Origin of the sequence: Thermostichus lividus PCC 6715 (genome assembly GCF_002754935.1) — a bacterium.
Lineage (GTDB): Bacteria > Cyanobacteriota > Cyanobacteriia > Thermosynechococcales > Thermosynechococcaceae > Thermosynechococcus > Thermosynechococcus lividus.
The window spans coordinates 229,207-254,907 of the sequence record NZ_CP018092.1; the positions used below are offsets into that span (position 1 = coordinate 229,207).

Annotated in this window: 28 protein-coding genes and 1 pseudogene; 19 read left to right on the forward strand and 10 right to left on the reverse strand. The window is 54.0% G+C overall.

Annotated elements, in window-relative coordinates:
• Window positions 1-60 precede the first annotated feature (60 nt).
• Complete coding sequence (locus tag BRW62_RS01175; RefSeq protein WP_099797753.1) at window positions 61-528, reverse strand: hypothetical protein; 468 nt, start codon at window positions 526-528, stop codon at window positions 61-63.
• A gap of 296 nt (window positions 529-824) precedes the next feature.
• Here BRW62_RS01175 and glmU point away from each other — a divergent pair.
• A pseudogene (gene glmU / locus BRW62_RS01185) lies at window positions 825-2,173 on the forward strand (bifunctional UDP-N-acetylglucosamine diphosphorylase/glucosamine-1-phosphate N-acetyltransferase GlmU).
• Here glmU and BRW62_RS01190 read toward each other — a convergent pair.
• The 3 genes from BRW62_RS01190 to ebsA form a co-directional block, all read right to left on the reverse strand.
• A complete protein-coding gene (locus BRW62_RS01190) occupies window positions 2,170-2,502 on the reverse strand; it encodes a hypothetical protein (RefSeq protein WP_099797756.1) in 333 nt (110 codons plus the stop codon). The pseudogene glmU and the gene BRW62_RS01190 sit on opposite strands and share 4 nt — an antisense overlap.
• A gap of 120 nt (window positions 2,503-2,622) precedes the next feature.
• Complete coding sequence (locus BRW62_RS01195) at window positions 2,623-3,693, reverse strand: phosphotransacetylase family protein (RefSeq protein ID WP_099797758.1); 1,071 nt, start codon at window positions 3,691-3,693, stop codon at window positions 2,623-2,625.
• A gap of 45 nt (window positions 3,694-3,738) precedes the next feature.
• A complete protein-coding gene (gene ebsA / locus BRW62_RS01200) occupies window positions 3,739-4,113 on the reverse strand; it encodes a type IV pilus biogenesis protein EbsA (protein ID WP_099797759.1) in 375 nt (124 codons plus the stop codon).
• A 144-nt stretch (window positions 4,114-4,257) separates the two neighbouring features.
• Between ebsA and BRW62_RS01205 the strand changes: the two genes are divergently transcribed.
• The 5 genes from BRW62_RS01205 (at window position 4,258) to BRW62_RS01225 (ending at window position 7,403) form a co-directional block, all read left to right on the forward strand.
• The gene (locus BRW62_RS01205) at window positions 4,258-4,584 is read left to right on the forward strand and encodes a DUF760 domain-containing protein (protein WP_099799782.1); all 327 of its coding nucleotides are present in this window, start codon (window positions 4,258-4,260) and stop codon (window positions 4,582-4,584) included.
• A gap of 14 nt (window positions 4,585-4,598) precedes the next feature.
• Window positions 4,599-5,027 (forward strand): hypothetical protein, encoded by a 429-nt coding sequence (locus BRW62_RS01210; protein WP_099797760.1) that lies wholly within the window; start codon window positions 4,599-4,601, stop codon window positions 5,025-5,027.
• Window positions 5,028-5,927: 900 nt separating this feature from the next.
• Window positions 5,928-6,140: a hypothetical protein gene (locus BRW62_RS01215; protein WP_198406084.1), complete on the forward strand. Its 213-nt coding sequence runs from the start codon at window positions 5,928-5,930 to the stop codon at window positions 6,138-6,140.
• 45 nt (window positions 6,141-6,185) lie between these two features.
• Window positions 6,186-6,893, forward strand: coding sequence for a pseudouridine synthase (locus tag BRW62_RS01220; RefSeq protein WP_227517485.1), 708 nt, complete (start codon window positions 6,186-6,188; stop codon window positions 6,891-6,893).
• Between the two features lie 117 nt (window positions 6,894-7,010).
• Window positions 7,011-7,403 (forward strand): hypothetical protein, encoded by a 393-nt coding sequence (locus tag BRW62_RS01225; RefSeq protein ID WP_198406085.1) that lies wholly within the window; start codon window positions 7,011-7,013, stop codon window positions 7,401-7,403.
• Here BRW62_RS01225 and BRW62_RS01230 read toward each other — a convergent pair.
• Window positions 7,372-7,794 carry a nuclear transport factor 2 family protein gene (locus BRW62_RS01230; protein ID WP_099797764.1) on the reverse strand — a complete coding sequence of 141 codons (423 nt, stop codon included), beginning with the start codon at window positions 7,792-7,794 and terminating at the stop codon, window positions 7,372-7,374. The genes BRW62_RS01225 and BRW62_RS01230 overlap by 32 nt on opposite strands.
• Window positions 7,795-7,873: 79 nt before the next feature.
• A complete protein-coding gene (locus tag BRW62_RS01235) occupies window positions 7,874-8,371 on the reverse strand; it encodes an orange carotenoid protein N-terminal domain-containing protein (protein WP_099797766.1) in 498 nt (165 codons plus the stop codon).
• Between the two features lie 197 nt (window positions 8,372-8,568).
• Between BRW62_RS01235 and BRW62_RS01240 the strand changes: the two genes are divergently transcribed.
• The 3 genes from BRW62_RS01240 (at window position 8,569) to BRW62_RS01250 (ending at window position 12,416) form a co-directional block, all read left to right on the forward strand.
• Window positions 8,569-9,660 (forward strand): glycosyl transferase, encoded by a 1,092-nt coding sequence (locus tag BRW62_RS01240; protein WP_099797768.1) that lies wholly within the window; start codon window positions 8,569-8,571, stop codon window positions 9,658-9,660.
• A gap of 13 nt (window positions 9,661-9,673) precedes the next feature.
• Entirely contained in the window at window positions 9,674-11,539 is a 1,866-nt protein-coding gene (locus tag BRW62_RS01245) for a tetratricopeptide repeat protein (RefSeq protein ID WP_099797770.1), read from the forward strand.
• Window positions 11,540-11,642: 103 nt separating this feature from the next.
• Window positions 11,643-12,416, forward strand: coding sequence for a WecB/TagA/CpsF family glycosyltransferase (locus tag BRW62_RS01250; protein ID WP_099797772.1), 774 nt, complete (start codon window positions 11,643-11,645; stop codon window positions 12,414-12,416).
• Here BRW62_RS01250 and BRW62_RS01255 read toward each other — a convergent pair.
• The 3 genes from BRW62_RS01255 to cysS form a co-directional block, all read right to left on the reverse strand.
• Window positions 12,369-13,616 (reverse strand): YcjF family protein, encoded by a 1,248-nt coding sequence (locus tag BRW62_RS01255; protein WP_099797774.1) that lies wholly within the window; start codon window positions 13,614-13,616, stop codon window positions 12,369-12,371. The two genes, BRW62_RS01250 and BRW62_RS01255, sit on opposite strands and share 48 nt — an antisense overlap.
• Window positions 13,617-13,758: 142 nt before the next feature.
• Window positions 13,759-14,337, reverse strand: coding sequence for an orotate phosphoribosyltransferase (gene pyrE, locus BRW62_RS01260; RefSeq protein ID WP_099799783.1), 579 nt, complete (start codon window positions 14,335-14,337; stop codon window positions 13,759-13,761).
• A gap of 24 nt (window positions 14,338-14,361) precedes the next feature.
• Complete coding sequence (gene cysS / locus BRW62_RS01265; RefSeq protein WP_099797776.1) at window positions 14,362-15,828, reverse strand: cysteine--tRNA ligase; 1,467 nt, start codon at window positions 15,826-15,828, stop codon at window positions 14,362-14,364.
• 98 nt (window positions 15,829-15,926) lie between these two features.
• Between cysS and rpsN the strand changes: the two genes are divergently transcribed.
• Window positions 15,927-16,229: a 30S ribosomal protein S14 gene (gene rpsN / locus BRW62_RS01270; protein ID WP_099797778.1), complete on the forward strand. Its 303-nt coding sequence runs from the start codon at window positions 15,927-15,929 to the stop codon at window positions 16,227-16,229.
• On the opposite strand, the gene aat is transcribed toward rpsN, so the two are convergent.
• Window positions 16,218-16,832: a leucyl/phenylalanyl-tRNA--protein transferase gene (aat, locus tag BRW62_RS01275; protein ID WP_099797780.1), complete on the reverse strand. Its 615-nt coding sequence runs from the start codon at window positions 16,830-16,832 to the stop codon at window positions 16,218-16,220. The genes rpsN and aat overlap by 12 nt on opposite strands.
• A gap of 66 nt (window positions 16,833-16,898) precedes the next feature.
• Here aat and BRW62_RS01280 point away from each other — a divergent pair, with 66 nt between their 5' ends.
• The 9 genes from BRW62_RS01280 (at window position 16,899) to BRW62_RS01320 (ending at window position 25,698) form a co-directional block, all read left to right on the forward strand.
• Entirely contained in the window at window positions 16,899-17,420 is a 522-nt protein-coding gene (locus BRW62_RS01280) for a pentapeptide repeat-containing protein (RefSeq protein WP_198406086.1), read from the forward strand.
• A gap of 89 nt (window positions 17,421-17,509) precedes the next feature.
• Entirely contained in the window at window positions 17,510-18,499 is a 990-nt protein-coding gene (locus tag BRW62_RS01285; RefSeq protein WP_099797782.1) for an SDR family oxidoreductase, read from the forward strand.
• A gap of 8 nt (window positions 18,500-18,507) precedes the next feature.
• Entirely contained in the window at window positions 18,508-19,428 is a 921-nt protein-coding gene (locus tag BRW62_RS01290) for an NAD(+) kinase (protein ID WP_099797784.1), read from the forward strand.
• On the forward strand, window positions 19,428-21,530 hold the full coding sequence (gene ligA / locus BRW62_RS01295; protein WP_376787954.1) for an NAD-dependent DNA ligase LigA: 2,103 nt from the start codon (window positions 19,428-19,430) through the stop codon (window positions 21,528-21,530). Before BRW62_RS01290 ends, ligA begins: the two co-directional genes overlap by 1 nt.
• A 136-nt stretch (window positions 21,531-21,666) precedes the next feature.
• On the forward strand, window positions 21,667-22,350 hold the full coding sequence (locus BRW62_RS01300; protein WP_227517487.1) for a V4R domain-containing protein: 684 nt from the start codon (window positions 21,667-21,669) through the stop codon (window positions 22,348-22,350).
• 74 nt (window positions 22,351-22,424) lie between these two features.
• Window positions 22,425-22,898 (forward strand): globin family protein, encoded by a 474-nt coding sequence (locus tag BRW62_RS01305; protein WP_099797790.1) that lies wholly within the window; start codon window positions 22,425-22,427, stop codon window positions 22,896-22,898.
• Between the two features lie 61 nt (window positions 22,899-22,959).
• Entirely contained in the window at window positions 22,960-23,430 is a 471-nt protein-coding gene (locus tag BRW62_RS01310) for a globin family protein (protein ID WP_099797792.1), read from the forward strand.
• Window positions 23,431-23,596: 166 nt separating this feature from the next.
• Window positions 23,597-24,490, forward strand: coding sequence for a PRC-barrel domain-containing protein (locus tag BRW62_RS01315; protein ID WP_099797794.1), 894 nt, complete (start codon window positions 23,597-23,599; stop codon window positions 24,488-24,490).
• Window positions 24,491-25,053: 563 nt separating this feature from the next.
• Complete coding sequence (locus BRW62_RS01320) at window positions 25,054-25,698, forward strand: YqiA/YcfP family alpha/beta fold hydrolase (RefSeq protein ID WP_099797796.1); 645 nt, start codon at window positions 25,054-25,056, stop codon at window positions 25,696-25,698.
• The last annotated feature ends 3 nt before the right edge of the window (window positions 25,699-25,701 follow it).

Below are 25,701 nucleotides of genomic sequence, written 5' to 3' on the forward strand. Positions count from 1 at the left end.
GCCACACTATTGCGGTGCAGTCTCTAACGACTACCTCTAGCCGACGCTTTTGCACCTCAGCTAAAGGTCGGGTTCAACCACTTCAATAATGCTACAGCGGCTTTCAGGCGGTGGCTTATCAGCCTGTTCATAAAGCAGATCAATCCAGACGGATTCTGGATAGGGCTTGCGGCTAGAGACATAAAAAAGCCAGTGCTGCTCAAGGTTGAGGGAGTGACGTAGTTCAACCATCCGTGGTGCGGTAATCATGCGTAGTGCCGTGTTGGCATTGCGCCACTGCTCAATAATGCCGACGGCAACCGAGAGGGTTACTCCCTGGCTATTTTCCAATTCGAGAATGCCATCAATGTAGATGCTTTCCCACCAGTGGTACGGATCCGTTAAGTCCAAGCCGCGACCGTCCATATCATCAACCAATTTCGGGAGATAGGTGTGGATAAAACCCTGCACAATCTCAAAGGCAGGAAACGGGCGCAACACTTTTAGTTGGCGAGCTGTTTGTTGAAACCACAGTTTGTGGTAGGTCATGGGGGCAAAGCTCCGTGCGCAGGCGATCGCCCGCGAAATAGTCTTAATCCTGTTTATTCTACCAAGCAACCCTACGCAATCAGCCCTGTTGGGGGTAACGGCTGATGTCAGCATGAACGCCCCCACTGCGCAGATGGGGAATTTCGTTAAGTTAGGGCTGGGTTCTACTCCTAGTTTCCTAAGCTTGATATACTCCAGTGTGGGCGATCTTAGTGTTTGAGGTGTGATGGTGCGCCCCTGCCAGTCATTACTGGCAAGGTAAACCCCTCGTTGGATTGATAAGGCACGCAGAACTCATGGTCATTGTAGCAGTGTTAGCAGCAGGGCGAGGCACACGCATGAAATCCTCGCTGCCCAAGGTGTTACATCCCCTTGGGGGGCGATCGCTGGTGGAGTGGGTTCTCCACCAAGTCAACCCTCTGCAACCCCAACGCCAGTTTGTGATCATTGGCTATGAGGGGGATGCGGTGCGCAGTGCCCTCAAAGATTACCCAGCACTGGAATTTGTAGAGCAGCGAGAACAACTGGGGACAGGGCACGCGGTGCAACAGTTGCTCCCCTACCTCAAGGATTATGAAGGGCACCTGCTGGTACTCAATGGCGATGTGCCGCTGCTGCGGGTGGAAACCCTTGCCCATTTATTACAGGTACACCAAGAGCGGGGAATGCTGCGACAATTCTTACTGCCCAAATTAGCAATCCCCAAGGCTATGGCCGCGTTATCTGCGACAGCCAAAATATCCTCAAGCAAATTATTGAAGACCGCGACTGCACCACAGCACAAAAACAAAACCGGCGCATTAATGCTGGGGTGTACTGCTTTCACTGGCCGCAACTGGCGGCGGTACTGCCCCACCTGCAATCCAACAATGACCAGCAGGAATACTACCTGACGGATGCTGTCAATGCCCTAAACCCAGTGATGGTGGTGGATGTTGAAGACTACGAAGAAATTTTGGGGGTTAACGATCGCGCCCAACTGGCAACCGCCTACCAAATTTTACAAAATCGCACGAAGCAAGCGTGGATGAAGGCAGGCGTTACCCTCATTGATCCTGCCAGTACCACCATTGAGGACACTGTAGAACTGGCTGCTGATGTGGTGATTGAACCGCAAACCCATCTGCGGGGAGCCACGCGCATTGGCAGTGGCAGTCACATTGGTCCTGGCTGTCTCATTGAAAATAGCACCATCGGTGAACGTGTAACGGCACGCTATTCGGTGATTACGGATAGTCAAATTGCCGATGACAGTGAGATTGGTCCCTTTGCCCATATTCGCCAGCAGAGTGTTGTGGGGGATCACTGCCGCGTGGGTAATTTTGTGGAGTTAAAAAAAGCACACTTTGGCAGCTATACCAAGGCCTCCCACCTCGCCTACCTTGGGGATGCCACCCTTGGCGATCGCGTCAATATTGGCGCGGGAACCATTACTGCCAACTACGACGGTGTTCGCAAACACCAGACCCACATTGGGAGCGGTACAAAAACCGGTTCTAATAGTGTTTTAGTGGCTCCGGTCACCCTTGGCGAAAATGTGACGGTGGCAGCGGGGTCAACGGTCACCGACGACGTGCCAGATAATGCCTTGGTGATTGCCCGCTCGCGCCAAGTGATAAAACCTGATTGGCAGCCCAAAGACTAGCCTGCCCCGCAACAGGGTTCAATGCCGAGGCGGCGTAGCAGCAGATCACTCACGGCATTGGCCACGGCAAACTCGCTGTAAAAGCTTTGGGAGAAGTCAAACTGCTGTAACTCGGTGACTAAGGCCAAGAGAATACCCCCTAGGTCGTGTTCTCCTTCTAGGCGTTGCCGTCGATAGACCTGAGCGGCGCGCTGGGCAATGGCGGTATTCACGGCTTCCGGCACGTACTCTGTGTTGAGCCAGCTTAAGAGTGCCTGCTCTAACCACTCGGCATCCGCTGCACAATCCCCACAGGGAGGAAGCTGAATTGGGGAAATCGGGACACTCATGGCAGTTCTCCCATACTAGGAGCTATTAGGAGCATTTTGACATACTCCCCATGCCTAAAGGCAGGGGCTTTACGGCGTTTTTCGGTAACTGACAAGGAGTTGGCGGAGCAATTATTGCCGCTAGAGGGCAAGCCGTTCTGGCAGTTTTAGGGAGCGCAAGAGGCGATCGCCATCCACATGCTCTTGCATCAGTTGCTCGATAAACTTCACCTTAGCTACCTCGTGCAGTCGCACTTGGCCAAAGGCGCGATCTACAATTTCCACCGCTGTGAGGGTGTCTAAGTCCACCGATAGGATCGGAATTTCTAACTCTTCAGCACGGGCCAGAATGGCCGGCGACGGTGGCAGGTGCCCGGTGAGAATAAGACAATGGGTGGAGGTTTCCAGTGCCGCCCACTGAATATCGGTGCGATCGCCCCCCGTAATCACCGCCATGTTGTTCCCCTTGCGGAAGTATTTCAACGCTGCACTTACATTCATGGCACCAATGGTCAACTCTTCCACAAGCAGGTCAAGGCGATCGGGGCGACACAACACCTCTGCCCCCAACTGCCGCACCAACTCACGAACACTGACACTGCGGAGTAACTGACTGCGGGGTAACAACCCAAACACCGGTACCTGCTGTGCTTCAAGGTAGTCACAAATGGCCTTAAGGGGTTCGCGCTCCGCATCGGGGATATCGTTAATAATCACCCCTAGCAGGCGATCGCCCAGTTCCGACTTAGCCAATAAAATTGACTCCACCACTAAGGGGGAGTCGTAGCGGACAACTAAGAGAATGGGCGCATCTAGCACCTGCGCCATTTCCCCCATCCCTAGATCAAATAGGCGACCTTCGGCTAGGGTGGCTGGCCCCTCCAGCAGCACAACGTCTTCACTATTGTCGTTTTGGTAGGCGGTGAGTGCCTGCCGATAGTCAGTTTGATCTCGGCCAGTCAGTCGCGCTTCAATCGTCTCAGGGGTCAAGGTGAGCAGGGTTGGCCGCACCGTTGGCAGATTAAGGGTATGCTGCACAAACCACACATCCGCTTCCGTGTCCTCAGTATCAGCGTTGGGTTGAAAGGTGCCTAAGGGCTTGCCGTAGCCAACATTGAAGTGGCGATCGCGCAGTAGCTTTGCCAAACCCAAAATCGTTGCAGACTTACCGCTGTAAGCCACCATGGACGCGATGAGCAGATGTTTCGGCACTGTTGTCTTATTCCTCCCTCAGCGGTATCCCCAAGATGTCTATCATTACTCAAGTCGCAGTAGCTTACGGTAAAACCCCTTAGAAAAATCAGCAATACGATGCTTTTTGTAGTTAATAATCACATCAATGAGGTGATCGACCAACTCAAAGGTCGTAATCGAAATTTCGTACTGGAGATCAACAGAATTATCAAACATGACTGTACAGCGCGACAGATCGGCCGGCAGATTGGCAATGGTCCATGAGGCTACAAAATCAACGTTGTCACCCCCTTCAATCCCGCGCTGCCCCTCCAGCCTTCCCTGTCGGTAAAGAGCAATACCAAGGGGAAGGAGCACCCGTTTCTCATTGCGCATATAGGGGGCAAAAATATTCACCTCCCGAGGGTTGGCAGGCTGAAGCTGATCCAAAGCGGTCATGGAGGAATCCTCATCCGGTCTGACGCAGTGCTGAGGTCTATTTTACAGGAGTTGCCGGCCGAGGCAGTGCCCTCAGCTGCAACGGCAGCAGTAGCGGATTTGCATTTGGTAACATATAGTTAACATAACGCGCGAGCAATGCCTATGGTTTTTGATCCCGGACATGCTGATTTTCACGGTTCCTTTACTGAGGATGGGCAGCCGAACCTGCTCTTAAAGTATCTACAACGTCAATCGCCGGAAGTACTAACGCGCATTGCCCGCTCCGTGAGTCCTGAAATTCGTCAAATTATTAGCCAAAACGTCCAAGGGCTAGTGGGGGGGCTGCCGTCGGAGGACTTTAATGTGCAAATTGCTACAGACCGTGACAATCTTGCAGGGTTGCTGGCCTCCGCCATGATGACGGGGTATTTTCTGCGCCAAATGGAACAGCGCATGGAACTGGAAATGAGCCTAGACGATTTGGTTTGATCTGAGAGTAGTCTGTGTCGGATCCGTGGCACCAATTCAAGGCGCTGCCTTGGCGATCGCTGATCCCTACGGGGCTGCTCGTTGCCCTCATTGCTGCGCTGTTTGATACTGGGCTGTACTACATTGGCAGTGCGTCATTGTTGATGCGCGAAGTGTTAATCATTTTGTTACAGCCGCCCCTCAGTTTGCTAGTGCAGTTGGGGATGAGTATTGCGTTGGGGATGCTGGCGGTGCTGTGCCTCGAAGTTTGGTTTAACCCGGCACCTATATATGGCGGCACCCTGTGGGGATTATTCTTGTGCTTACTCTTAGCCAGCTTGGGGTTTAGTTTTTTCGGCTCCCTGCTTGGGCTGCGATCTGTTTTTTTCCCGATCACCGAAGTGTTCTTGATTGGGACGGCCATGGGAATTTTTTGGCAGGGTCGCCGCTACTGGCGTTACTAGCGCCCTAGTAGCTCGTTTGATACTCCGCCTTCCTTGACACGGAAGGATGCCAAGGCACGCTGGCGTAGAACTAACCCCTAACCGCTATACCTGCGGCAGGCTAGCACCAACGCGTTGTGGCGGAGCACTGCAGTGATTCTTAGTGAGTAGCTAGCACGTGTTTATGGTGAAGGCGACGTTTCTGGGGAAGGTGACTCCGTAGGAGTAGTTGTTTGGCCACCGCCCCCCCCGCAGGCCACCAGACCCACAGAGAAACTAGAGAGAACTAGAGCAATAGCTAAGAGTTTGTAGATAGATTTCATTTATAGTACTCCCCACAATAACGGTTGGAACTTGGTTAGCACTTCCTTTCTACCAAGTTAGGGTGGGGTTTGGCAACAGTGCCGCTAGGATAGTAGTCCGGAAAACTTTGAGCGCAATGTTCTATACCATTTTCCCTTTATAGGAGTGATGTGGGCGGGCTAAAACCCCTCCGCTTTAGCGAGGGGATACAGCCAACTCAGGGGGCTTTAGCCCTCTCTATGTGTTAAACTAGAGACGTGGAAAGTAGGCGTATCAACTACGCGAAGAAACATCCTAGTACGGAGAAATCCCGGCAAGTAAGTCACTACCGCTTTGGCGGCAAGCCTAAACCACTGCAAGCAATGGCAGGATGTTGAGCGTATCGAACTGGCTAGTGTTGAAAAGTGCGAAACCACGAACCGAAACATAAACGTAGTCCCAATAGCAGAGATGCTTGAGGTGAGTAGGGGGTCTTTGACTGCCCCCACCCGCATTAAGTTGTGGGTGACAGCTCAAGGGAAAAGCGAAGCAATGCGGCTTCAGCCCGTTGCGTAGCATCCTTTGGGAATCCCCTCTCTTTCAAGGAGGGGAGAAGTCAAGAATGGCGCAAATCACGATATGCAGGGCTTTTCCACCTATCCGTTTTACATTTTTGGACAGGGCTGGGAGCAGGTTGAGCTACCCCCAGACGTGCAGTGTTTCAAGAGAGATACGGTCATTGCTCAGCTAGAGCAAATTGCGTGGTGGCACTGGGACGCAGCAAAAATCAGCCAATGCCTCCCCCACATTGTGGCAGCAGATATTCATGCATTGCAGGGCAGTGCTGGGTGACCCAATGGCAACAGAGCGGTTACAAAAAGTCCTTGCCCATTGGGGGTGGCATCGCGCCGCCATGCCGAAACCCTGATTCGTCAGGGGGACATTTGGGTCAATGGTCACCCCGCTCAGGTGGGCGACAAAGTCGATCCCGATCGCGATCGCATTGAATATCACGGTCAACCCTTAAGACCCGCCGAGACCGTGGAGCGGGTGTATCTGTTACTCCATAAACCCAAGGGGGTCATTTCTACCTGTCAGGATCCTCGCGGTCGGTGCACAGTGCTGGACGTGCTGCCCCGCCCTTACCGAGCGGTTCCGGGACTGCATCCCGTGGGTCGCCTTGATGCCGATTCCAGTGGTGCGCTGATTGTAACCAATGATGGGGAACTGACCTATTTGCTGACCCATCCCCGTCACTCTATTCCCAAAACCTATCGAGTGTGGGTGCAGGGGCAGCCCTCGGAGCCTACCCTTGCTCGCTGGCGTCATGGTGTTCCTTTGGATGGCCGCCTCACGTTGCCGGCAACGATTCGCCCTATTACCACCACGGGCGATCGCACCTTGTTAGACGTTGTGCTGCGCGAAGGCCGTAATCGCCAAATTCGCCGTGTTGCTGAGGCGTTGGGGCATCCGGTTATCAGTCTAAAACGGGTGGCGATCGGTGCTGTTCACCTCGGAGGATTGCGCCCCCAACAGGTGCGCCCCCTCAGCCGCTACGAACTGGATGCTCTGCGCAAGGCAGGTGGCTGTCGGTCTAGGGTCTAGGCGGTTGCTGAAGTCTTCTATAGGGTCTCTCAATGAACTGGGATGGCTATAGTTGCTAGGATGGACTTGCCGTGTCTATGCTGTCCTAGCCGATGAGCGCGTCTTTCGGAGATTTAGATGGACTCTCAACTCCCTGCCGGTATTACTGAGCACTTGCCGCCTGAGATTCTCAGTTGGCTGTACTCCTATCAGCAAGAGCACCAGTTTGCCAATCTTGAAGGGGTCATTGTTGATATTATCTGCAAGTATTTTGACCAGAAAGGCCATCTCCCTGAGCGCCTTGCCGATCTTGAGCGGCGGGTGAATGCCCTAAGTCGCGAAGTCATTCAACTGCGCCAACGTCTCCCCGAAAATTACGATCGCCTACGAGAGCAGTTAGCAGCCGTCCGCTTAAGCCATTCGGGAATTCTGCACAATCTGCGGGATCGCGTTGAAAGCCTTGAACGTCAGGTATTCCCCAATGCCCCGACTGATGTGGCTATGGACGCTGACGCAGAGGTTGATAGCTAAAGAGTTCCTCGAGGGTAGCCAAGAGATCGACTTTGACACCGGTAATCTGATCCTGAGGGTTTAAGCCAAATTGCCATGCTACATTCACGGTAAATAGGGGCAGTTTCGCTTGGCCAACAATACGGTACACTCGCTCGTGCGGCTCGTGGCTGAGTAACTCTCCCTTGGTGGGCACCACCCGCATTCCCACGGCTTCTTGGGCTAGGTAGGTGGCGATCGCGGCTGGGCCAACCACCGGTTCTTCAAAGGGAGGAACGAGCACCCCATCTGTGGCAAATAGGTTGGCCACGTCTGGGTAGGCTTCGGCATTTAATCCAGCAAAGTAGGCGGCAATGGTAGCCTCACTCACACCGTCAATGGTGGGGGCACTGGCCAGTAATGTTGTGCTCATTGGTACTGCTCCTGAAAACTTGTAAAACCGCTAAAAAAAAGGGAGCGATCGCCCCCTTGCGTAACCCATGGCTATGCACCTAGACAGCGAGGGGATCCACACCCATCGCCACTACGGCGTTGCGCAGCACCGTGATTTGTTGGCCAAAGTCAAGGGCTTTAATGGCATCAAAAACGCGGTTGGCATCACGACTCAGACGGTAGCCAGCGGGTACGGGTACCACAAACCCCTGCCGCATCAATTCTGCGAGTTGGTACCAAAAGGCTAATTTAGTATTGGGGCTAAACACACCGTAGGCGCGGGTCAGCGGCGTATCAACGTTGGCGACCAAGTCCCGCATGAATTGCAGTTGATCGTCAAAACTCAGAGCCTTGACTTGGTTCAGAAGCCCTTCAGCAAGCTGTAGGCGAGCCGTACCGGGCGCAGCAGCGGTAATGGAGCGACCTGTTTCTGTGTAGATAAACCACAGCAAGCCAAGTTTGTCATCAATGCTTAGGCAGTTGAACAGCGTTGTCACATCCTGCACCGCAGTGGCAAGGGTGGTTTGGGTGAAACGGTTGTCTGTCGTAAAGGTCATATCGCTTCAGAGATGTTTTACGTCTAGCGTTGGGCTATCTTATCTCTGCCTCCTAGTCAATATTATGTTACATTTCTTTACGAAAAGCAACATTGTTTTATAAATGGCAACGATAGAGCCGCAAAATGTCGGGAATGAGCCGATCGGTAATCATTACAAATGTTAGGATGACCTCTGACTTGAGGGAGATCTGAGGAGTGACGCGGCCAACGCTCTACGTGGCACTGACAAATCATGGGTTTGGGCACGTGGCGCGGACAGCGGCGTTAGTGAATGCAATTCGCCGTCACGTCCCTGATGTGCTCCCCCTGATTGTGACGGCGGCTCCCCATTGGTTGTTGCAGGCCAACCTTGAGGGAGACTTTATCCATCGCCCGCGCGCCCTTGACCTTGGGGTGGTGCAAACCGACAGTTTACACATGGATTTGACGGCCACCCGCGCCAAACTGTTGCAACTCCAAGGGATGGCACCGGAGTTAATCCGCGCCGAAGTGGACTTTATCCAGCAGAACCGGGCGCAGTTAGTACTGGCGGATGTGCCGCCCCTTGCAGTGGCGATCGCCCACGGGGCAGGGGTGCCCTGCTGGATGGCAACCAACTTTGGCTGGGATTTTATTTACCGTTCCTTTGGCGAGACCTTTAGGGAGATAGCCGACTGGGTGAGTGACCTCTATGGGGGTTGCGATCGCCTCTTTGAGCTTCCCTTTGCTGAACCCTTAAGCGCCTTTCCCCACAAAGAACGGGTAGGCTTGACAGGGGCTGAACCGCGTTACACTGAAGCGCAGATCCGAACTCAACTGGGGCTAACGACGGCCAAAGAACGTACGGTGCTCCTGACCTTTGGTGGGCTGAGTTTAGAGGCGATCCCCTACCACGCCCTCACCGCATTTCCAGACTGGCAGTTTCTCACCTTTGATGCTACTGCCCCTGAGTTACCCAATCTCCTCAAGTTATGCGGGCGGCAGTTACGCCCCGTTGACGTGATGCCCCTGTGCGGTCGCATTATCTCTAAACCCGGCTATGGTACCTATTCCGAAGCCTGCCGCTTGGGAGTTCCGGTCGCTACCATTCGCCGCGATGATTTTGCCGAGGGGCCAATTCTTGTTGCAGGGTTGCAAGCCCATCACCCCCATCAAATTCTCAGCCATGAGGACTTCTTTGGTGGGAACTGGGCGTTTTTGCACGCGGAGCCAGACCCACCCCAAGAGCCGATCCCCTTAGACACAAACGGTAACCTCACGATTGCGACCGCCGTTGCGTATTATTTGAGTAACCTTTCACAGCCATAGGTTCGTGCATCCAGTGGGTATTTTTCCATGGCGGCCATCGTCACTGCTCAAAAAAGCATGGCAGCACTACCAGCAGCAAAACTGGTTAGCAGCACAACAAGTTGCTCAACACCTGCTTGAGACCTCTCCCCAACCGGAAGCGTACTACCTCCTAGGGTTAACCGCTGAGCAGTTGGCACAGCCCTTAAACGCGAAATCCGCTTACGAAAGCGCGATCGCCCTTGATGCTTGGTATGCGCCAGCCCATTACCGCTTAGCTGTGGTGCTGCACGATCTCCTCAAGCAACCGGCGGCGGCGCTGCCCCACTATCAGCGTGCCCTTGAGGTTAAGCCGGACTGGGTAGAAGCCCATAGTAATCTCGGCAATGCCTACCTCGATTTAGGGACGATTGACGCGGCGATCGCCTGCTATCAAAAGGCCTTGTCCCTCAACCCCGATTTGCCCATAACCTTATACAATCTGGGGCTCTGCCTACACTCTCAAGGGAAACTCACCGAAGCCAGTGCCTGCTATGAGCAGTCTCTTTACCTTGAACCCGGGGTTGCGGATGTGCACAATAACCTTGGCAGCCTTTACCTTGAACTCAAAAACTACGATGGGGCAATTGCCCAGTTTGAAGCAGCCCTAGCAGCCAATCCAGAACTGTTAGTGGCTCACTATAACCTTGGCTATGCCCTGCATCTGAAGGGAAACCTCAGTGCTGCCCGCAATCGCTACGATGAGGTGTTACTGCGGGACAACAAACATCAGCAAGCCCTGCTACAGCTCGGCCAGTTGTGCCTCAGCGAAGAAGAGTTTACCGCAGCTATTGGCTACTATCAGCGGTGTCTGAGTTTAGACCCCCTAAACGGCACCGCCCATGCAGGGTTAGCCACAGCACTTTTAGAAACCGGAGATCCCCAAGCGGCGCTCAAGCATTTTCAACAGGCCGTCCACCTGACACCCACTGTCCCAGAGGTTCACCTTAACTACGCGCTGGTGCTGCTGTTACTTGGGCACTTCAAGGAAGGTTGGCAGGAATATGAATGGCGCTGGCAGCAAGCGGAAGGGGGGCTGCGTCAATACCCGCAACCCCGCTGGCAAGGACAATCGCTCCAAGGTAAAACCCTCTTTGTCTATAGTGAGCAAGGTATGGGGGATTGTATTCAGTTTGCCCGCTTTTTACCCCTGCTTGCGCCCCACGCCCAGCGGATTATTGTTGCTGCCTATCCCCCCCTGCTGCGGCTGTTTGAAACAATTCGTGGCATTGAGGTCATTAGTACGGAGGCACCCCCACCGCCCTTTGACTACCACACGCCCCTGCTTAGCCTGCCGCGCTTTCTTGGTATGAGTAAAGAGCGGTTTCCTAAGTTTAGTCCCTACTTCCAGTTACCGATATCCCCACCCCAACCGATTTTTAGTGTGGCCAAGCCGCGGTTTGGGCTAGTGTGGGCAACCCACAGCAACACCCGTACGACAGCGAAACGCTCCTGTCCTCTAGCGGAGTGGCAACCGCTGCTCAGGGGTCTAGACGTACAGTGGTATAGCCTGCAAAAGGAGCGCTCTTGCGAGGAAGCCGAAGCACTCCAGCAAGCGGGGGTCATTGATTGCCACCCCTACATGACCGATTTTCTGGATACGGCATTGCTGATTCAGCAGTTGGATGCTGTGGTTACCATCGATACCGCCGTGGCTCATCTGGCGGCAGCCTTGGGCAAGCCCACATGGATTCTCCTGCCTTTTGTGGCCGATTGGCGCTGGTTCTGGCAACGGTCTGATTCTCCTTGGTACCCTTCGGTGCGGCTCATTCGCCAACCACAACGCAATGACTGGTCGGGGGCGATCGCCCAACTGTACCAAATATTGCGCAACGGTAGTTCGGATAAGTCCACTAGGTAGTCTCTTAACCCACTATGGCCAAGAGCCACGTATCACCCTGAGACCCACTGAAAATGGTCTGTAAGATCATCACTGAAAACCTCTAAGACTACAATTCTCAGCCATGCCAGAGGGCTACATTTTAGGCACTCGCGTCACCGTTACGAGCTATGATGACGCCTGCGATCGCCTCGGTGAATGGATTGCAGCGGCTAGTGGTGGCTATGTGGTCGCAGCCAATGTCCATGTGGTGATGACTGGGGTATGGCAGCGGGATTTTCAAGCAGTGGTCAACGGAGCACGCCTCGTCACTGCCGATGGGATGCCCTTGGTGTGGGGGTTGCGGTTACTGGGCTTTGCGAATGCACAGCGGGTCTATGGCCCAGCATTGATGTTGGCGTTGTGCGATCGCGCCGTGAGTGAAGGCTGGCGAATTTTTCTCTACGGCAGCACGCCAGAGGTATTACAACGCCTACAGTCGAATCTTGAGACTCGGTTTCCGGGGGTGAAGATTGTTGGGAGCTATGCCCCGCCGTTCCGCCCCCTCAGTGCCGCGGAGGAGGCAGCCGATCGCCAACGAATTCTTGCCAGTGGGGCTGATATTGTGTTTGTGAGTTTAGGCTGTCCCAAGCAGGAACGGTGGATGGCACGGCAAGTGGCCTTCTTACCGGCTGTCCTTGTGGGGGTGGGTGCCGCCTTTAGCTTCCACAGTGGCATGGTTGCCCAAGCCCCCCCTTGGCTAATGTCCTTGGGGCTAGAATGGCTCTTTCGCTTGGTTCAAGAACCCCGTCGTCTTTGGAAACGCTACCTGATCAATAATCCAGCGTTTATCGTTCTTTTTTCTGGCCAATTACTGTGGCATGCCCTCCACCGACGGCGAAGACGTGAGTCCCATTGAAGCTCCAAGCGCCTGAAGGGGCGATCGCCCCACCTGCCGCCGCGCCCACTGCACACTCTGGCGTAGGTATGATGAAAAGGGCATATCCTTAACGTGAGGCACCGTTTCAAAATAGTGGATCAAACTCAAACCACTTAAGCGCAACACGTAGGCCGCAGTTGCCCCCTGTAAGCAGCTCCCCGCCAAGTAGGTCACGGAATGACCCTTGAGCCACTGACCCAGCGATTGCGTGCCCAGTTCCACCGCCCCTAACTGCACCACCAGCCGCAGAAGTTCCTTGGCGATGGGTTCTGCATCTGCCAGACGAAAGGAACGGTGGTAAATTTGCCCCAGTTCCCACGTTAAGCGCACCAGTAGCCCACCCGCCATGACTAAATCCAGCAAGGGCAAGGGGTTGACAGCCGTAGCCGCTGCGCCTAGCCATTGGTAACGCTCAATAATGGGCTGTGAGCGCTCACGGCGGTACGCGTTCAATGCCGTTTGTGCCTGCTGATGAAGTTGTTGGGCACGGCGATAGGTGCCTGAGCACACCAAGCTAGAGCGCTCTTGACTTAGTATCTGAGATAGCGTTGTGGCCAAGGCCGTGTTGTCGGTAGGGGTGATGCACAGCAGTTGCTCTGGTTTCAGACTTAACTGGTGGAGTTGCTGCTGCAGATGAACGTTCACCCGCTCCAGTTCGGCCATGTTTTCCGGCAACCAAACAATCACAAGACGATATTGACCCATCACCAGCACCCGCACCATTTCAAATTCACTGGCGGTGAGAGCACCGGTCACTGTCAACAGAACCAAGTCTGCTTGGGGGACGGTGGCTAAGGATTGCTGGTGCAAATGGCAGTGGGGTAGGCCAAAGCCTTCAACAGTACGGGCAAGATGTGCCACCCAACGGCAGGATTGGCCAAGGATACAGATATCGACGGTGGGGGTGTTAAGGCGATGCTGCAGCTGTTCGTAGGTGTGTTGCAACGGCGCTTGAGCAGCAGCGGGTAGTTCTTGGAGTAGGGCACGGGTTTGAGCCAGTTCTGCGTTGACCTGCTGTGGCTGCAGGGTCAGCTGAGGTGCAACGGTTGTGGCTGCCCTAGGCGATCGCCACCAGTACCAGTAGCCTAGCCCTAACCCAAGAAGCACTAGCCATCCCCAAGGATGTTGAGCGACCCAACCACTAAGCGCTAAAAAAATCACTCCTGCCGCAATGGCCATTCCTGCCACCTGTAAAGAATTCGCCTTTTTGTTAGCTTACCTTGACTGGTTGAGCAAAGTGAATGCACCGACTCATGACACTTTGCGTACATGAGCAGCTTCCCTACAAATCCACCTAAGCTAGGAAGGGCTACTGTGAATTTCAGGGTGTCTGCTGGGCAGCTAGAGACTCTTGCAATTCGCGGATAGCAAAGAGCGATCGCAGGGGCACTCCCACAGCAGCAAAGGCAGCCGCGCCGCCCGCTTCGCGATCCACGATCGCCAGCACCTCATTGACCTGATACCCTGCCTGTTGCAGGCGCTCTACAGCTTTTAAGGCAGAGCCACCGGTGGTAATCACATCCTCCAAAACAGTGACCACCGATCCCGGCGGCAGCACAGGGCCTTCAATAAAGCTCATCGTGCCGTGGCCTTTAGCCTCTTTGCGGACAATTAACGCCGCTCGATCCTGACCTTGCAGATTCGAGAGCACACTCACGGCCACCACTAAGGGGTCAGCCCCAAGAGTCAGCCCTGCCACCGCTGTGACTTCGGGTGCAAGGTGTGCTAACAACAACCGACCCACGAGGTAGGCTCCCCGTGCCGAAAGCGTGACTGGCTTACAGTTGATGTAGTAGGTGCTTTTTTGGCCAGAGGAGAGGGTGAACTCGCCTGCGCGGTAGGCTTCGTGGCACAGACGCTGCAATAGCTCCTGCCGCAGATCTGACAATGAGGCTTCCATGATCATCTCCGAAAAGTGCCACCCCTAGGACAAGGAGGAGGTGGCTGGGACGCGAAACCAGTGGGTACTACCATCTTTTTGATCAACTAACTTGATGCCGTGAGCTAGCAATAGATCCCGTAGGCGATCGCTTTCAGCATAGTTCTTGGCTTGGCGAGCCGCTTGGCGCTCCTGAATGAGAGCTTCAATCTCCTTCTCACTCAAACCAGTGGCACAAGGAGAGGAATCAGCGGGGCTGACCTCTAAGCCCAACACCTGCGCCAAACTGACAAGGGTCTGCCAGTCCGCACTTAGGGCACTGGGCGATCGCTCCAACTGCCCACCGTGGAGATAGCGATGCTGCTCGCGATTGAGGGATTTGGCCAGATCAAAGAGTACCGCCAACGCTGCCGCAGTGTTCAAATCGTCATCCATGGCGGCGCAAAAGGCCGCCGTACTGGGGTGTTCCTTGGGGGCGATCGCCTCGGTAGCCGACAAGGGTAACGCTTGATTCGCCCGCAGCGCATCGGCAAGGGTTTGCCACCCCTTAGCCGCTGCATCAAGGGCAGTATCGGTAAAGTCTAAGGGCTTGCGGTATTGGGCTTGGAGCACCAGCAATCGTAATGCCATCGGCTCGACCCCCTGCTGCAATAGGTCACGAATGGTGGTAAAGTTCCCCAACGACTTTGACATCTTCTCGGTATTGACCGTTACAAACCCATTGTGCAGCCACCAGCGCGCCAAGGGGCGTTGACTCACCGCTTCTGACTGGGCAATTTCATTTTCATGGTGCGGAAAAATCAAGTCCATGCCGCCGCAGTGAATATCTACCGTTGCCCCAAAGGCTTGCTGCACCATTGCCGAGCATTCAATATGCCAGCCCGGCCGACCCTTACCCCACGGGGCTGACCACGGTTCATAGACCCTTGCTTCCTCTGGCTTCGCCGCTTTCCAAAGAGCAAAGTCAAGGGGGTGGCGCTTGCGGCGATCCTCCTCCTCGACCCGGCCACTGGCTCCGGCCATCAGTTGCGATAGATGCCGCCCCGAAAGCTTGCCATAACTGGGAAACTTCTCCACCGCATAGTACACATCCCCATCAGCAACGTAGGCGCAGTCACAATCAATCAGTTGCTGAATGAGTTCAATAATGGCTGGAATAACCGCCGTAGCACGGGGGTAAGCCGTTGCGGGCAAAATATTCAGCCGCGCCATATCCTCGTGGTAGGCGGCAATGTAGCGATCGCTAACCGTGGCCATTGACTCCCCCGTTTCTTGGGCACGGCGGAGAATTTTATCGTCAATATCGGTGAAATTCTGAACATAGTGGACGGTGTACCCCAAAAACGTGAGGTAGCGGCGCAGCACATCCCAAGCCACGTAAGAGCGCGCATGACCTAAGTGGCAGTAATCGTAAACAGTGACACCACAGGCATAGATGGTAGCAACATTAGCAACACGGGAGCTAAACGGCTCAAGGCTCCGGGACAGTGTGTTGTACAAACGTAAAGGCACAGAAACACCCCGCAACGGGTCACTCTTGCATCAACAAATCTATCTTTGATACCATATTAGGATACTAAAATAATTCGACCGAGGACAGACACCCCCCCATGGCCAAAAAAAGCATGATCGAACGCGAGAAAAAACGCCAGCGCCTAGTGACCAAGTATGCCGCCAAACGGCAGGAACTCAAAGCGCAACTAGCAATGGCGGAAACTCAAGAAGAGGTCATGAGCATTCACCGTCAACTCCAGCAACTTCCCCGTAATAGCGCTCCGTCGCGGCTACGCAATCGCTGCTGGCTCACTGGTCGTCCGCGGGGGTACTTCCGAGATTTTGGTCTTTGCCGCAACGCCCTGCGGGATATGGCACACCAAGGGTTGCTGCCAGGCGTTGTTAAGTCAAGCTGGTAATAAAAAATTGACCTTGCACTCTAAGGCCTGCCCTAGCAACTGCTGGTACTCCGCTTGGGTAACTGTGTAAGCCCCAAAGCGTTCTAGGTGGGGGTTTTGTAGTTGGGCATCAAAAAGAACAAACCCTCTTGTGCGCAAATGCGCTACCAGCTTAACTAGGGCGACTTTCGAGCCATCGGGAATGCGGTAAAACATCGACTCGCCGATAAACGCACCACCTAGGACAATCCCAAGAATTCCCCCAGCCAGCTCATCCCCTTGCCAAGTCTCAAAACTAACCGCCCAGCCTGTCTGGTGCAGCAGGTGGTAGATTGCTTGTAGCTTTGGGGTGATCCATGTCTCTGGGCGCGCAGCACAGCCTGCTACCACTGCGGCAAAATTACGGTTAATGGCTACCTGAAAGCGATTTTGGTTCAGAACCCGCTGTAGCGACTTAGGATAGCGAAACCGCTGATCCAACGGTATGAGTGTTCGCTGTCGAGTGCTGTACCACGCGAGGTCATCGCCCTCCCCCATCAAAAAATAGCCTTGGGCATAGCCCTGCTCAATAATCAGCCGCCGAACCCGATCTGCATTTAAGTTGGGGATAGGGGATTTGAACATTCTTCGTGACTCTGGGGGGACTCAGGATGGGATCATAGGAAACGATGATGTTTGCCGATTCTACCTATGACATGTCTATCTGCAATCCGAGAGGCTTACCGCTACTGGCATTGGCTTGTGGCGCTGGTGCTCGCACTGCTATTCATTGTTTTAACCCCTACCGGGGCGATCGCCGAGGACTACACCAAAGAAGCACTGATTAATGTGGACTTTTCTGGACAAGATTTGCGGGACTCACAGTTCACCAAGGCCAATCTTTTCCACAGCAATCTTAGCCACACCAACCTGCAAGGGGTGAGCTTTTTTGCCGCTAATCTGGAAGCGGCCAATCTAGAAGGCGCCGATCTGCGCTACGCCACCCTAGATACCGCGCGGCTTACGAAAGCAAACCTCACCAATGCCATCCTTGAAGGAGCCTTTGCCTTTAATACCAAGTTTGATGGCGCGCTGATCACGGGCGCAGATTTTACGGATGTCGATCTGCGCGAAGATGCCCAGCGGATGTTGTGTGAAGTGGCTAGTGGCCGTAATCCCGTCACCGGACGAGACACGCGGGACACCCTCCACTGTGAGGATTTTGCCTCCTAGGGGAGGCAGGCGATCCCCGTCTGTTCATAAGGGTGGGGAAAATTCTGATAAAGTATTACAAAAGTTAAGATTTATGACTAGAGCTTTTCATGAATGTATTTATTGTGGGCGGAACAGGCACGCTAGGGCGGCAGATCGTGCGCCGTGCGTTAGACGAGGGGCATCAAGTTCATTGCTTAGTGCGCAGTCCTGCCAAGGCTACATTTTTGCGGGAGTGGGGAGCAACGCTACTACAGGGAAACCTCTGCTATCCAGAGAGTATTGTGGACGCGCTGAAGTACTGCGGCGCATCGGTCATCATTGACGCGGCGACCACCCGCCCCACCGATACCCTCACCATTGAAGCTGTAGATTGGCAAGGGAAAGTCAACCTAATCCAAGCTGCGCAAGCGGCGGATATTCAGCATTTTATCTTTTTCTCCATCATGGGCGCACAGGACTATCCCCATGTGCCTCTGATGCAAATTAAGCAGTGCACCGAAGATTTTTTGCGGGAGTCGGGGCTAAACTACACTATCTTACGTCCCAGCGGCTTTTTTCAAGGGATCATTGGCCAGTATGCTATTCCCATTCTCGAAAATCACTCCATTTGGGTCATGGGAGAGTCCACCGCCATTGCCTATATGGATACCCAAGATGTCGCTAAGTTTGCAGTACGCTGCTTAGATCGAGCGGCCACCTATGGCCAAGCCTTTGATCTCGCGGGGCCGGAGGCATGGACAGCGGATCAAATTATTAAGCTATGTGAAAATCTCTCAGGACAGGAGGCTAAAATTACCCGCCTGCCCATTGGGGTGCTGCGGGCAACCCGCCAACTCACCCAGTGGTTTCAGTGGACATGGAACATTAGCGATCGCCTCGCCTTTACGGAGGTCATTGCCAGCGGCACGTCTCTGAACGCCCCCATGGAGGAGGTATACCGTGTGTTTGACCTTGATCCCACAGAAACCCTCACCCTCGAAGCGTACTTACAGGAGTATTTCACGCGAATTCTGCGTAAACTCAAAGAACTGGATTACGAAAAAGTGAAACAGAAAAAGGCTTCACGAAAGCGGAGTCCATTCAAATCAACCCCCTAGGAGTGGCTGTGAAGGCGGGGATCATTTACAACGAAGGCAAGCCCGTGGCTGCGGAACTAGCCATCCACGTCCGCCAACTGCTAGAGCGCCAAGGCTGGGATGTTCAGGTTGCCACCGGAATTGGCGGGATCTTGGGCTACTCGCGTCCAGATAGTCCAGTGTGTCATACCCCCATTGATCATTTAGTCCCGCCGGGCTTTGATGGAACGATGACCTTTGCTGTCGTTCTGGGAGGGGATGGTACGGTGTTGTCAGCCTTCCGCCAGCTTGCCCCCTGCGAAATTCCTCTGTTAACCATTAACACCGGTCATTTGGGGTTTTTAACCGAAGGCTATGTGGAAGACCTTGACCCAGCCCTTGAGCAAGTGTTGCGAGGGGACTACAGCATTGAAGACCGGACAATGCTGACGGTACAGGTACTGCGCGATCGCACCGTCATATGGGAAGCGCTGTCCCTCAACGAAATGGTGATTCACAAAGAACCCCTTACCGGCATGTGCCACTTTGAGGTCGATGTGGGTGCCCATGCGCGGGTGGATATTGCCGCAGATGGCTTAATTCTTTCAACCCCCACCGGCTCCACCGCCTACGCCCTATCGGCAGGGGGGCCGGTGATTACCCCCGGTGTAGCTGCACTGCAACTGGTGCCCATCTGTCCCCATTCCTTAGCGTCCCGCGCCCTTGTCTTTGCCAATAGTGAGCCAGTGTGGATCTATCCGGCAAACCCCTTTAAGCATTTAATCTTGGTGGTAGATGGCAATGCAGGCTGCTACATTCAACCGGAAGATCAAGTCTTTGTCCAGCAAGCTCCCTATCGTGCCCGTTTTATTCGCTTGCGCTCCCCAGAATTTTTCCATGTGCTGCGGCAAAAACTGGGCTGGGGGTTGCCCCATGTTGCAAAACCTCGTCGGGACGATCCATGCCAATGATGCCAAGGGAAACAGTTGCCAGCCGCATTCAGCAGTTGCGACATCTGCTCCAAAAGGCGAGCTACGCTTACTATGCCCTCGATCGCCCCATTATGGAGGATGCGGTTTACGACCAACTCTACCGCGAACTACAGGATCTGGAGGCAGCGCATCCCGAGTATATTACCGCCGATAGCCCCACCCAGCGGGTCGGGGAAGCACCGGTCAGCCAGTTTGCCAGTGTCGTGCACCGCATTCCCCTCTATAGTCTTGAAAATGCCTTTACCCTAGCGGACATGGTGGCGTGGCAGGAGCGGTGGCAACGCTATTGGCGTAATTTAACCGGAGATTCCCCGCCAGCGGCGGCGTATATCTGTGAGCTAAAGATGGATGGGGTTGCCCTTGCCTTGACCTATGAGAACGGTCTGCTGGTGCGAGGGGCAACCCGTGGGGATGGCACCCGCGGCGAAGAGATTACCAGTAATGTGCGAACAATCCGTGCGATTCCGCTGCGCCTCAACCTTGAGACCCCACCGGCCATCCTTGAAGTCCGGGGAGAAGCGTTTTTAGGCCTTGACAGATTTCATCAACTCAATCAAGAGCGGCAAGCCCAAGGAGAACCGCCCTTTGCTAACCCCCGTAATGCGGCGGCTGGCACCCTACGCCAATTAGAGCCACGGGTAGTCGCGCAACGGCAGCTCGATTTTTTTGCCTATGCCCTGCATCTGCCCGATGGCGGGGTTGTGCCCCTAGACCCGCAGCGCCAGACCTACGGCCAACCCCAATCTCAACGCCATGTCTTAACAGCGTTACAACAACTGGGGTTTCGGGTTAATCCTGAGTATGCTGAGTGCCCTACCCTAGAAGCAGTGCAAGCCTACTACAACCATTGGCAAACCGCTCGCCATGACTTGCCCTACCTCACCGATGGCATTGTTGTGAAGCTCAACGACCTGAGCCTACAGCGGCAGTTGGGCTTTACTCAAAAATTCCCCCGGGGCTGCATTGCTTGGAAGTACGAACCGGAACAGGCGATTACCGATGTGGTGGCCATTACGGTGCAGGTGGGACGCACGGGTGCCCTGACTCCTGTGGCTGAACTTGAGCCAGTGCTGCTAGCGGGGACGACGGTTTCGCGGGCAACGCTGCACAATGGCGATCGCATCGCAGAATTAGATTTACACATTGGCGACAAAGTGGTCATCCACAAAGCGGGGGAAATTATTCCAGAAATTGTGCGTGTGTTCCCAGAACTACGGCCTGAGACGGCTGAACCCTTTCAGATGCCTAGCCATTGCCCAGAGTGCCACTCCCCAGTGGTGCGGCCTGCCGATGAAGTGGTGACCCGCTGCGTCAATCCCCAGTGTCCCGCAATTGTGCGGGGGCAGATTCTTCACTGGGCCAGTCGCGATGCCCTAGATATTCAAGGGCTGGGGGAAAAATTGGTACAGCAGTTGGTGGCCAGCCAACGGGTGCGGACTGCCGCTGACCTCTACCGCCTTAGGCTCGAAGACCTCGTTAACCTAGAGCGCATGGCAGCCAAGTCGGCTCAGAAACTTCTGCAGGCGATCGCCCAGTCCAAAACCCAACCGTGGCCGCGGGTGCTCTACGGACTTGGGATTCGCCATGTGGGCAGCGTCAATGCCCAACTGCTAGCAGAGGCATTTCCCGATGTGGATCAACTTGCTTGTGCCCCCCACGAGGCCATCTGCGCCATTCACGGGATTGGCCCAGAAATTGGCCAAGCGGTGTACGATTGGTTTCGCACCCCCGCTCACCAAGCCCTGATTCAAGACCTGAAAACCTTAGGCTTGCAATTGGCACAGCATCCAGCTATCACCCCAGACCAACCACTACGGGGCAAGCGATTTGTGATCACAGGCACACTGCCAACCCTCAGCCGCAACCAGGCCAAACAACTGATCCAAGACCACGGCGGCAAAGTCAGCGAGAGCGTCAGTGCCCAAACGGACTACGTGGTGGTTGGCGAAAACGCAGGCAGTAAACTCCGTCGCGCCGAAGCACTGGGCATTCCCTGCCTCAATGAAACAGAACTTATAGAAATGTGTCATTCAGCAAAAATCCGTGGGAGTACGGAACCACTTGCCCGCAGAATCTTTTAGCCTAAAAAGTGTAAAAGTAATAGTTTTCGTTTAACAGCCCAATTTGAACCGTCACGTTTGAGCACCACTGCGGGGATCACGACAAGCGACTATGGTATCTGTAACACCTCATCCATCTGCTCGGGACACCACCTCCATGCCGACTGTTTCCGCCCCAACCTACCAACACCAGCTTCATCAAGCCCATCCCGCCCGCACCAACCACTATAGCCTCCGCGACTACTTGCAGTTTAGTAGTGCCCAAGGTAGCATTCGGGATTGGTACGATCAGCGAGTCATGCTGGTCACAGAGGACTTTGTCATTGGGTTGGTGCAGGGCTTAGAGGAAGAAGTCGGCTCTGCCTCCGCCTTGGTGATGTACAAAATAGGTGAAGAATGGGGCAAACGGGATGCCGTTGTATTTAGGCAACACTTTGAGCAGGATTACAAGCGTGAACTGCGCAAGGCTGCCCTCACCTTCATTCTAGAAGCATGGTGGTGGCCGTTTACCACCCAAGGCTGGGGCAACTGGGACGTTGATTTGACCGAGCAAAAAAATGGATTTATGTTCATCAATATTTTTGACTCGGTGGTAGCGCGCACCCTTGGGGATGTGGGTAAGCCAGTGTGCTACATCTATGCCGGATTGTTTGCGGGCTTCTTTACAGGGCTGATTCAAAAGCCCTTGGGCTGCATTGAGCTTCAGTGCTATGCCATGGGGGAGACCTACTGCAAGTTTTTAGTCGGGAAACAGGATCGTATTGATGCGGCGGCCTTTTGGCAAAACGAGGGTGCCACAGCCCGCGATATTGAAAAGCGTTTACGACAGGGGAGTTGGTGACCAACAAAGGGTGATGTAGTACCGCGCTGCGGTGATTGTTTTCGTATTTAGTGTTCATTTGCGAGGATTTTCCTATGTTCCGTCAGTTAAATCACTTGACCGTTAGTGCCGATGGCCGTTATGCCCGTGCGGAAGAGTTGAACTTCCTGCGGGATTACCTCGCCTCGGTGGACACCCGCATTAGCGCCTACGAAAAAATTCGTGCGGAAGGCGAGCTGATGGCAGATAAGATTCAAGCTAAGCAAAAGGCTGAAAACCCTCACTGTTTTCACTACGGCCAACGCGACCACAGTGAAATTTGCCGCCGCGATCTGGTAGATGCCATTCGGTTGTCTGCCTCCGCCATGCTCTTTGCCGAACTCGATCTGATGCGGGACAACTTCCTGCTGTGGTACCGTACCATCGTCAAAGCCTTTAACTACGAGACCATGGCCGATTCTACCTACGGCAAACTGCTGCCCGCGATGATTAAGCAGCTTCTCACACCAGAAGAACAGCGGGTGATGCAGCCCGTTCTTGCCCTTAGTAGTTCAATTTTGTCAAAATAGAGACTACAGCAGGCTCTGGAACGCCACCTGCTTGTATTGTCCACTCACTTCACGGAAACATATGCTGCGCCAACTTGAAAAACTCAGCCTTGAGGCCGATGGCCGCTATGCTACAGCAGCGGAGCTACAGTTTCTCAAAAACTATCTCGCTACGGCTGAGCAGCGCATTAGTGCCTACGAAAAAATCCGTGATGCCCAGGAGACGATTATTGAGCAGGTGGATCAACAATTGTGCTCCCCAAACCCCCATATTTTCCGCAAAGGGAATCAAGACTATACCGCAGTCTGTCAGCGCGATCGCAGAAGTGTTTTGCGTCTGGCGGCAGCGGCAATGCTTTTTGCCGATTTAGATGCCCTGCGGGATGGGTTCTTGCTCTGGTACCGTACTATTATCAAGGCCTTTAAGGATGAAAAAGCGGCACGGGTGACGTATCAGGTTCTACCGACGGTCGTGAATCAAGTCCTTGGGGCGGAAGAAGCACCGTTGATGACGCCTGTCATGGCCTTAACCCAGTCCATTCTTGGGGAATAGCCAACAGCAAGCCAACGGTTCGGGTCGCCGATCCAAGGGTGCTGCTCTAAATGCGCTACCCTAGAATCACCAGCAGTGGATCGTTAGGTTAGGTGATGTTTTTCAGCAAGTTCCTTGGCGATCGCCGCTATAGTATTAACTGAGATTCGTTGGGATACACAAGGGCATGACCATATCGGCGCAATTGCTGCAACGAGCAGACTTGATCGGCACACAGGTAATCACCCGAGACACCGGTCGTAAACTGGGCGTCATTAACCAAGTTTGGGTGGATATTGATCAGCGGCAAGTGGTCGCCTTGGGTGTGCGCAATACGCTGTTTACCGGCGAGCAACGTTTTGTGCACCTCGACAGCATTAGTCAAATTGGGGATGTCATTCTCGTCGAAAACGACGATGCTGTAGAGTCGATGAATACCTATAACTACAGCACCCTCATTGATAACGAGATTGTTACGGAAACTGGCGAAATTTTGGGTAAGGTACGAGGGTTTAAGTTTGATCCTCAAACTGGGGAAATTACGGATCTAATTTTGGCCTCCCTAGGGCTACCGTGGATTCCAGCCCAACTCATTAGCACCTACGAGTTGCCGGTCGAGGAAATTGTCAGTACAGGCCCCGATCGCATTATTGTCTTTGAAGGGGCAGAAACCCGCCTCCAACAATTGACGGTTGGCCTTCTAGAGCGCGTGGGGCTGGGGGCACCGCCGTGGGAAACCGATGAGGATGAATACTACCAACCGGTGACCCCTAGTAGTAATCAGTTGCCTTCTGGGGCGCGATCGCCAGTGTATCCTCCCCAGCGCAGCCGGGCTGAGTATCAAGATGATTGGGAAAATACCCCCCGCCGTCGCCGTCGTCAATCCGAGACCTATGATGACTACGACACCTCCTACGACGAGGAGTACGAGTATGAACCGGTGCGTCCACGGCAAGCCAAGCCGCCGGCTAAGGTTATCCCTGTTGATTTGCCTGAGTCTGAACCGCAATCAGACCCATGGGAGGAACCCCAGCCCATGAAACTAGAGCAGCGGCAGCAAGAAGAAGAATACGATTATTAGCGTTTGTTATAGTAGTGATGTGGGCGGGCTAAAACCCCTCCGCTTTAGCGAGGGGATACAGCCAACTCAGGGGGCTTTAGCCCTCTCTATGCGTTAAACTAGAGACGTGGAAAGTAGGCGTATCAACTACGCGAAGAAACATCCTAGTACGGAGAGATCCCGGCAAGTAAGTCACTACCGCTTTGGCGGCAAGCCTAAACCACTGCAAGCAATGGCAGGATGTTGAGCGTATCGAATTGGCTAGTGTTGAAAAGCGCGAAACCACAAACCGAAACATAAACGTAGTCCCAATAGCAGGAATGCTTGAGGTGAGTAGGGGGTCTTTGACTGCTCCCACCCGCATTAAGTTGTGGGTGACAGCTCAAGGGAAAAGCGAAGCAATGTGGCTTCAGCCCGTTGCGTAGCATCCTTTGGGAATCCCCTCTCTTTCAAAGAGGGGAGAAGTCAACCCGAACAGACCTCTCTGATAGCACGATGGGTTTGGCGATCGGTAAACCTCATGGCCTTAGGGAGGATTACGTCGAAGGCTTACCTACGTGTGCTGCTCTAGTAAGGGAGATTGAATGCAATATATTTATCTGCATGGGTTTGCCTCGTCACCTCGCTCTAGTAAAGCACAGTACTTTAGCGATCGCTTCCGGGAGCTGGGGCTGTCCCTGCTCACGCCCGACTTGAATCAGGGGGATTTTTTTCACCTGAGCCTGAGTCGTCAAATTCAGCAGGTGATCTCTCTGCTGCGGCAGGACGAACTAGTAACGCTGATTGGTTCTAGTTTTGGTGGCTTGACGGCGGCATGGGTGGCGCAACGCTGCCCCCAAGTCAAGCAGTTATTTTTGCTGGCGCCGGCCTTTGAGTTTGCGGCGCAGTGGCTACCACGTCTGGGGTCTCAGCTTCACCAGTGGCAGCGTACTGGCTCGTTGGCGGTCTATCATTACACTGAACAGCGGTGGCTGCCCTTGAGCTATGGGTTTGTCGAAGATCTGCAAACCTATGATGACGCAGCCTTACAACGTCCGGTACCAACGCTCATTTTCCACGGCACTGCGGATGATGTCATTTCAGTGGCGGCCAGTCGCCACTACAATGAAGGGCGGCCTTGGGTGAGCCGTGTCGAACTTGACAGTGACCATACCCTCACGAATGCCCAAGAGGCGATTTGGGGAATGATGTATCCTTTGATTTATCAGCAGTTACAGGTTGTGTCCTAAGGG

Excerpts from the sequence above, each read along its gene's own strand:
- aat (WP_099797780.1), bottom strand. The coding sequence starts at position 16,832 with ATGTTCAAATCCCCTATCCCCAACTTAAATGCAGATCGGGTTCGGCGG.
- BRW62_RS01235 (WP_099797766.1), bottom strand. The coding sequence starts at position 8,371 with ATGACCTTTACGACAGACAACCGTTTCACCCAAACCACCCTTGCCACT.
- BRW62_RS01305 (WP_099797790.1), top strand. The coding sequence starts at position 22,425 with ATGTTCCGTCAGTTAAATCACTTGACCGTTAGTGCCGATGGCCGTTAT.
- BRW62_RS01250 (WP_099797772.1), top strand. The coding sequence starts at position 11,643 with ATGCCAGAGGGCTACATTTTAGGCACTCGCGTCACCGTTACGAGCTAT.
- BRW62_RS01190 (WP_099797756.1), bottom strand. The coding sequence starts at position 2,502 with ATGAGTGTCCCGATTTCCCCAATTCAGCTTCCTCCCTGTGGGGATTGT.
- BRW62_RS01300 (WP_227517487.1), top strand. The coding sequence starts at position 21,667 with ATGCCGACTGTTTCCGCCCCAACCTACCAACACCAGCTTCATCAAGCC.
- BRW62_RS01315 (WP_099797794.1), top strand. The coding sequence starts at position 23,597 with ATGACCATATCGGCGCAATTGCTGCAACGAGCAGACTTGATCGGCACA.
- BRW62_RS01255 (WP_099797774.1), bottom strand. The coding sequence starts at position 13,616 with ATGGCCATTGCGGCAGGAGTGATTTTTTTAGCGCTTAGTGGTTGGGTC.
- ebsA (WP_099797759.1), bottom strand. The coding sequence starts at position 4,113 with ATGACCGCTTTGGATCAGCTTCAGCCTGCCAACCCTCGGGAGGTGAAT.
- BRW62_RS01230 (WP_099797764.1), bottom strand. The coding sequence starts at position 7,794 with ATGAGCACAACATTACTGGCCAGTGCCCCCACCATTGACGGTGTGAGT.
- ligA (WP_376787954.1), top strand. The coding sequence starts at position 19,428 with ATGCCAAGGGAAACAGTTGCCAGCCGCATTCAGCAGTTGCGACATCTG.
- BRW62_RS01205 (WP_099799782.1), top strand. The coding sequence starts at position 4,258 with ATGGTTTTTGATCCCGGACATGCTGATTTTCACGGTTCCTTTACTGAG.
- BRW62_RS01320 (WP_099797796.1), top strand. The coding sequence starts at position 25,054 with ATGCAATATATTTATCTGCATGGGTTTGCCTCGTCACCTCGCTCTAGT.
- BRW62_RS01175 (WP_099797753.1), bottom strand. The coding sequence starts at position 528 with ATGACCTACCACAAACTGTGGTTTCAACAAACAGCTCGCCAACTAAAA.
- BRW62_RS01280 (WP_198406086.1), top strand. The coding sequence starts at position 16,899 with ATGACATGTCTATCTGCAATCCGAGAGGCTTACCGCTACTGGCATTGG.
- rpsN (WP_099797778.1), top strand. The coding sequence starts at position 15,927 with ATGGCCAAAAAAAGCATGATCGAACGCGAGAAAAAACGCCAGCGCCTA.
- BRW62_RS01310 (WP_099797792.1), top strand. The coding sequence starts at position 22,960 with ATGCTGCGCCAACTTGAAAAACTCAGCCTTGAGGCCGATGGCCGCTAT.
- BRW62_RS01225 (WP_198406085.1), top strand. The coding sequence starts at position 7,011 with ATGGACTCTCAACTCCCTGCCGGTATTACTGAGCACTTGCCGCCTGAG.
- BRW62_RS01215 (WP_198406084.1), top strand. The coding sequence starts at position 5,928 with ATGCAGGGCTTTTCCACCTATCCGTTTTACATTTTTGGACAGGGCTGG.
- pyrE (WP_099799783.1), bottom strand. The coding sequence starts at position 14,337 with ATGGAAGCCTCATTGTCAGATCTGCGGCAGGAGCTATTGCAGCGTCTG.
- BRW62_RS01285 (WP_099797782.1), top strand. The coding sequence starts at position 17,510 with ATGAATGTATTTATTGTGGGCGGAACAGGCACGCTAGGGCGGCAGATC.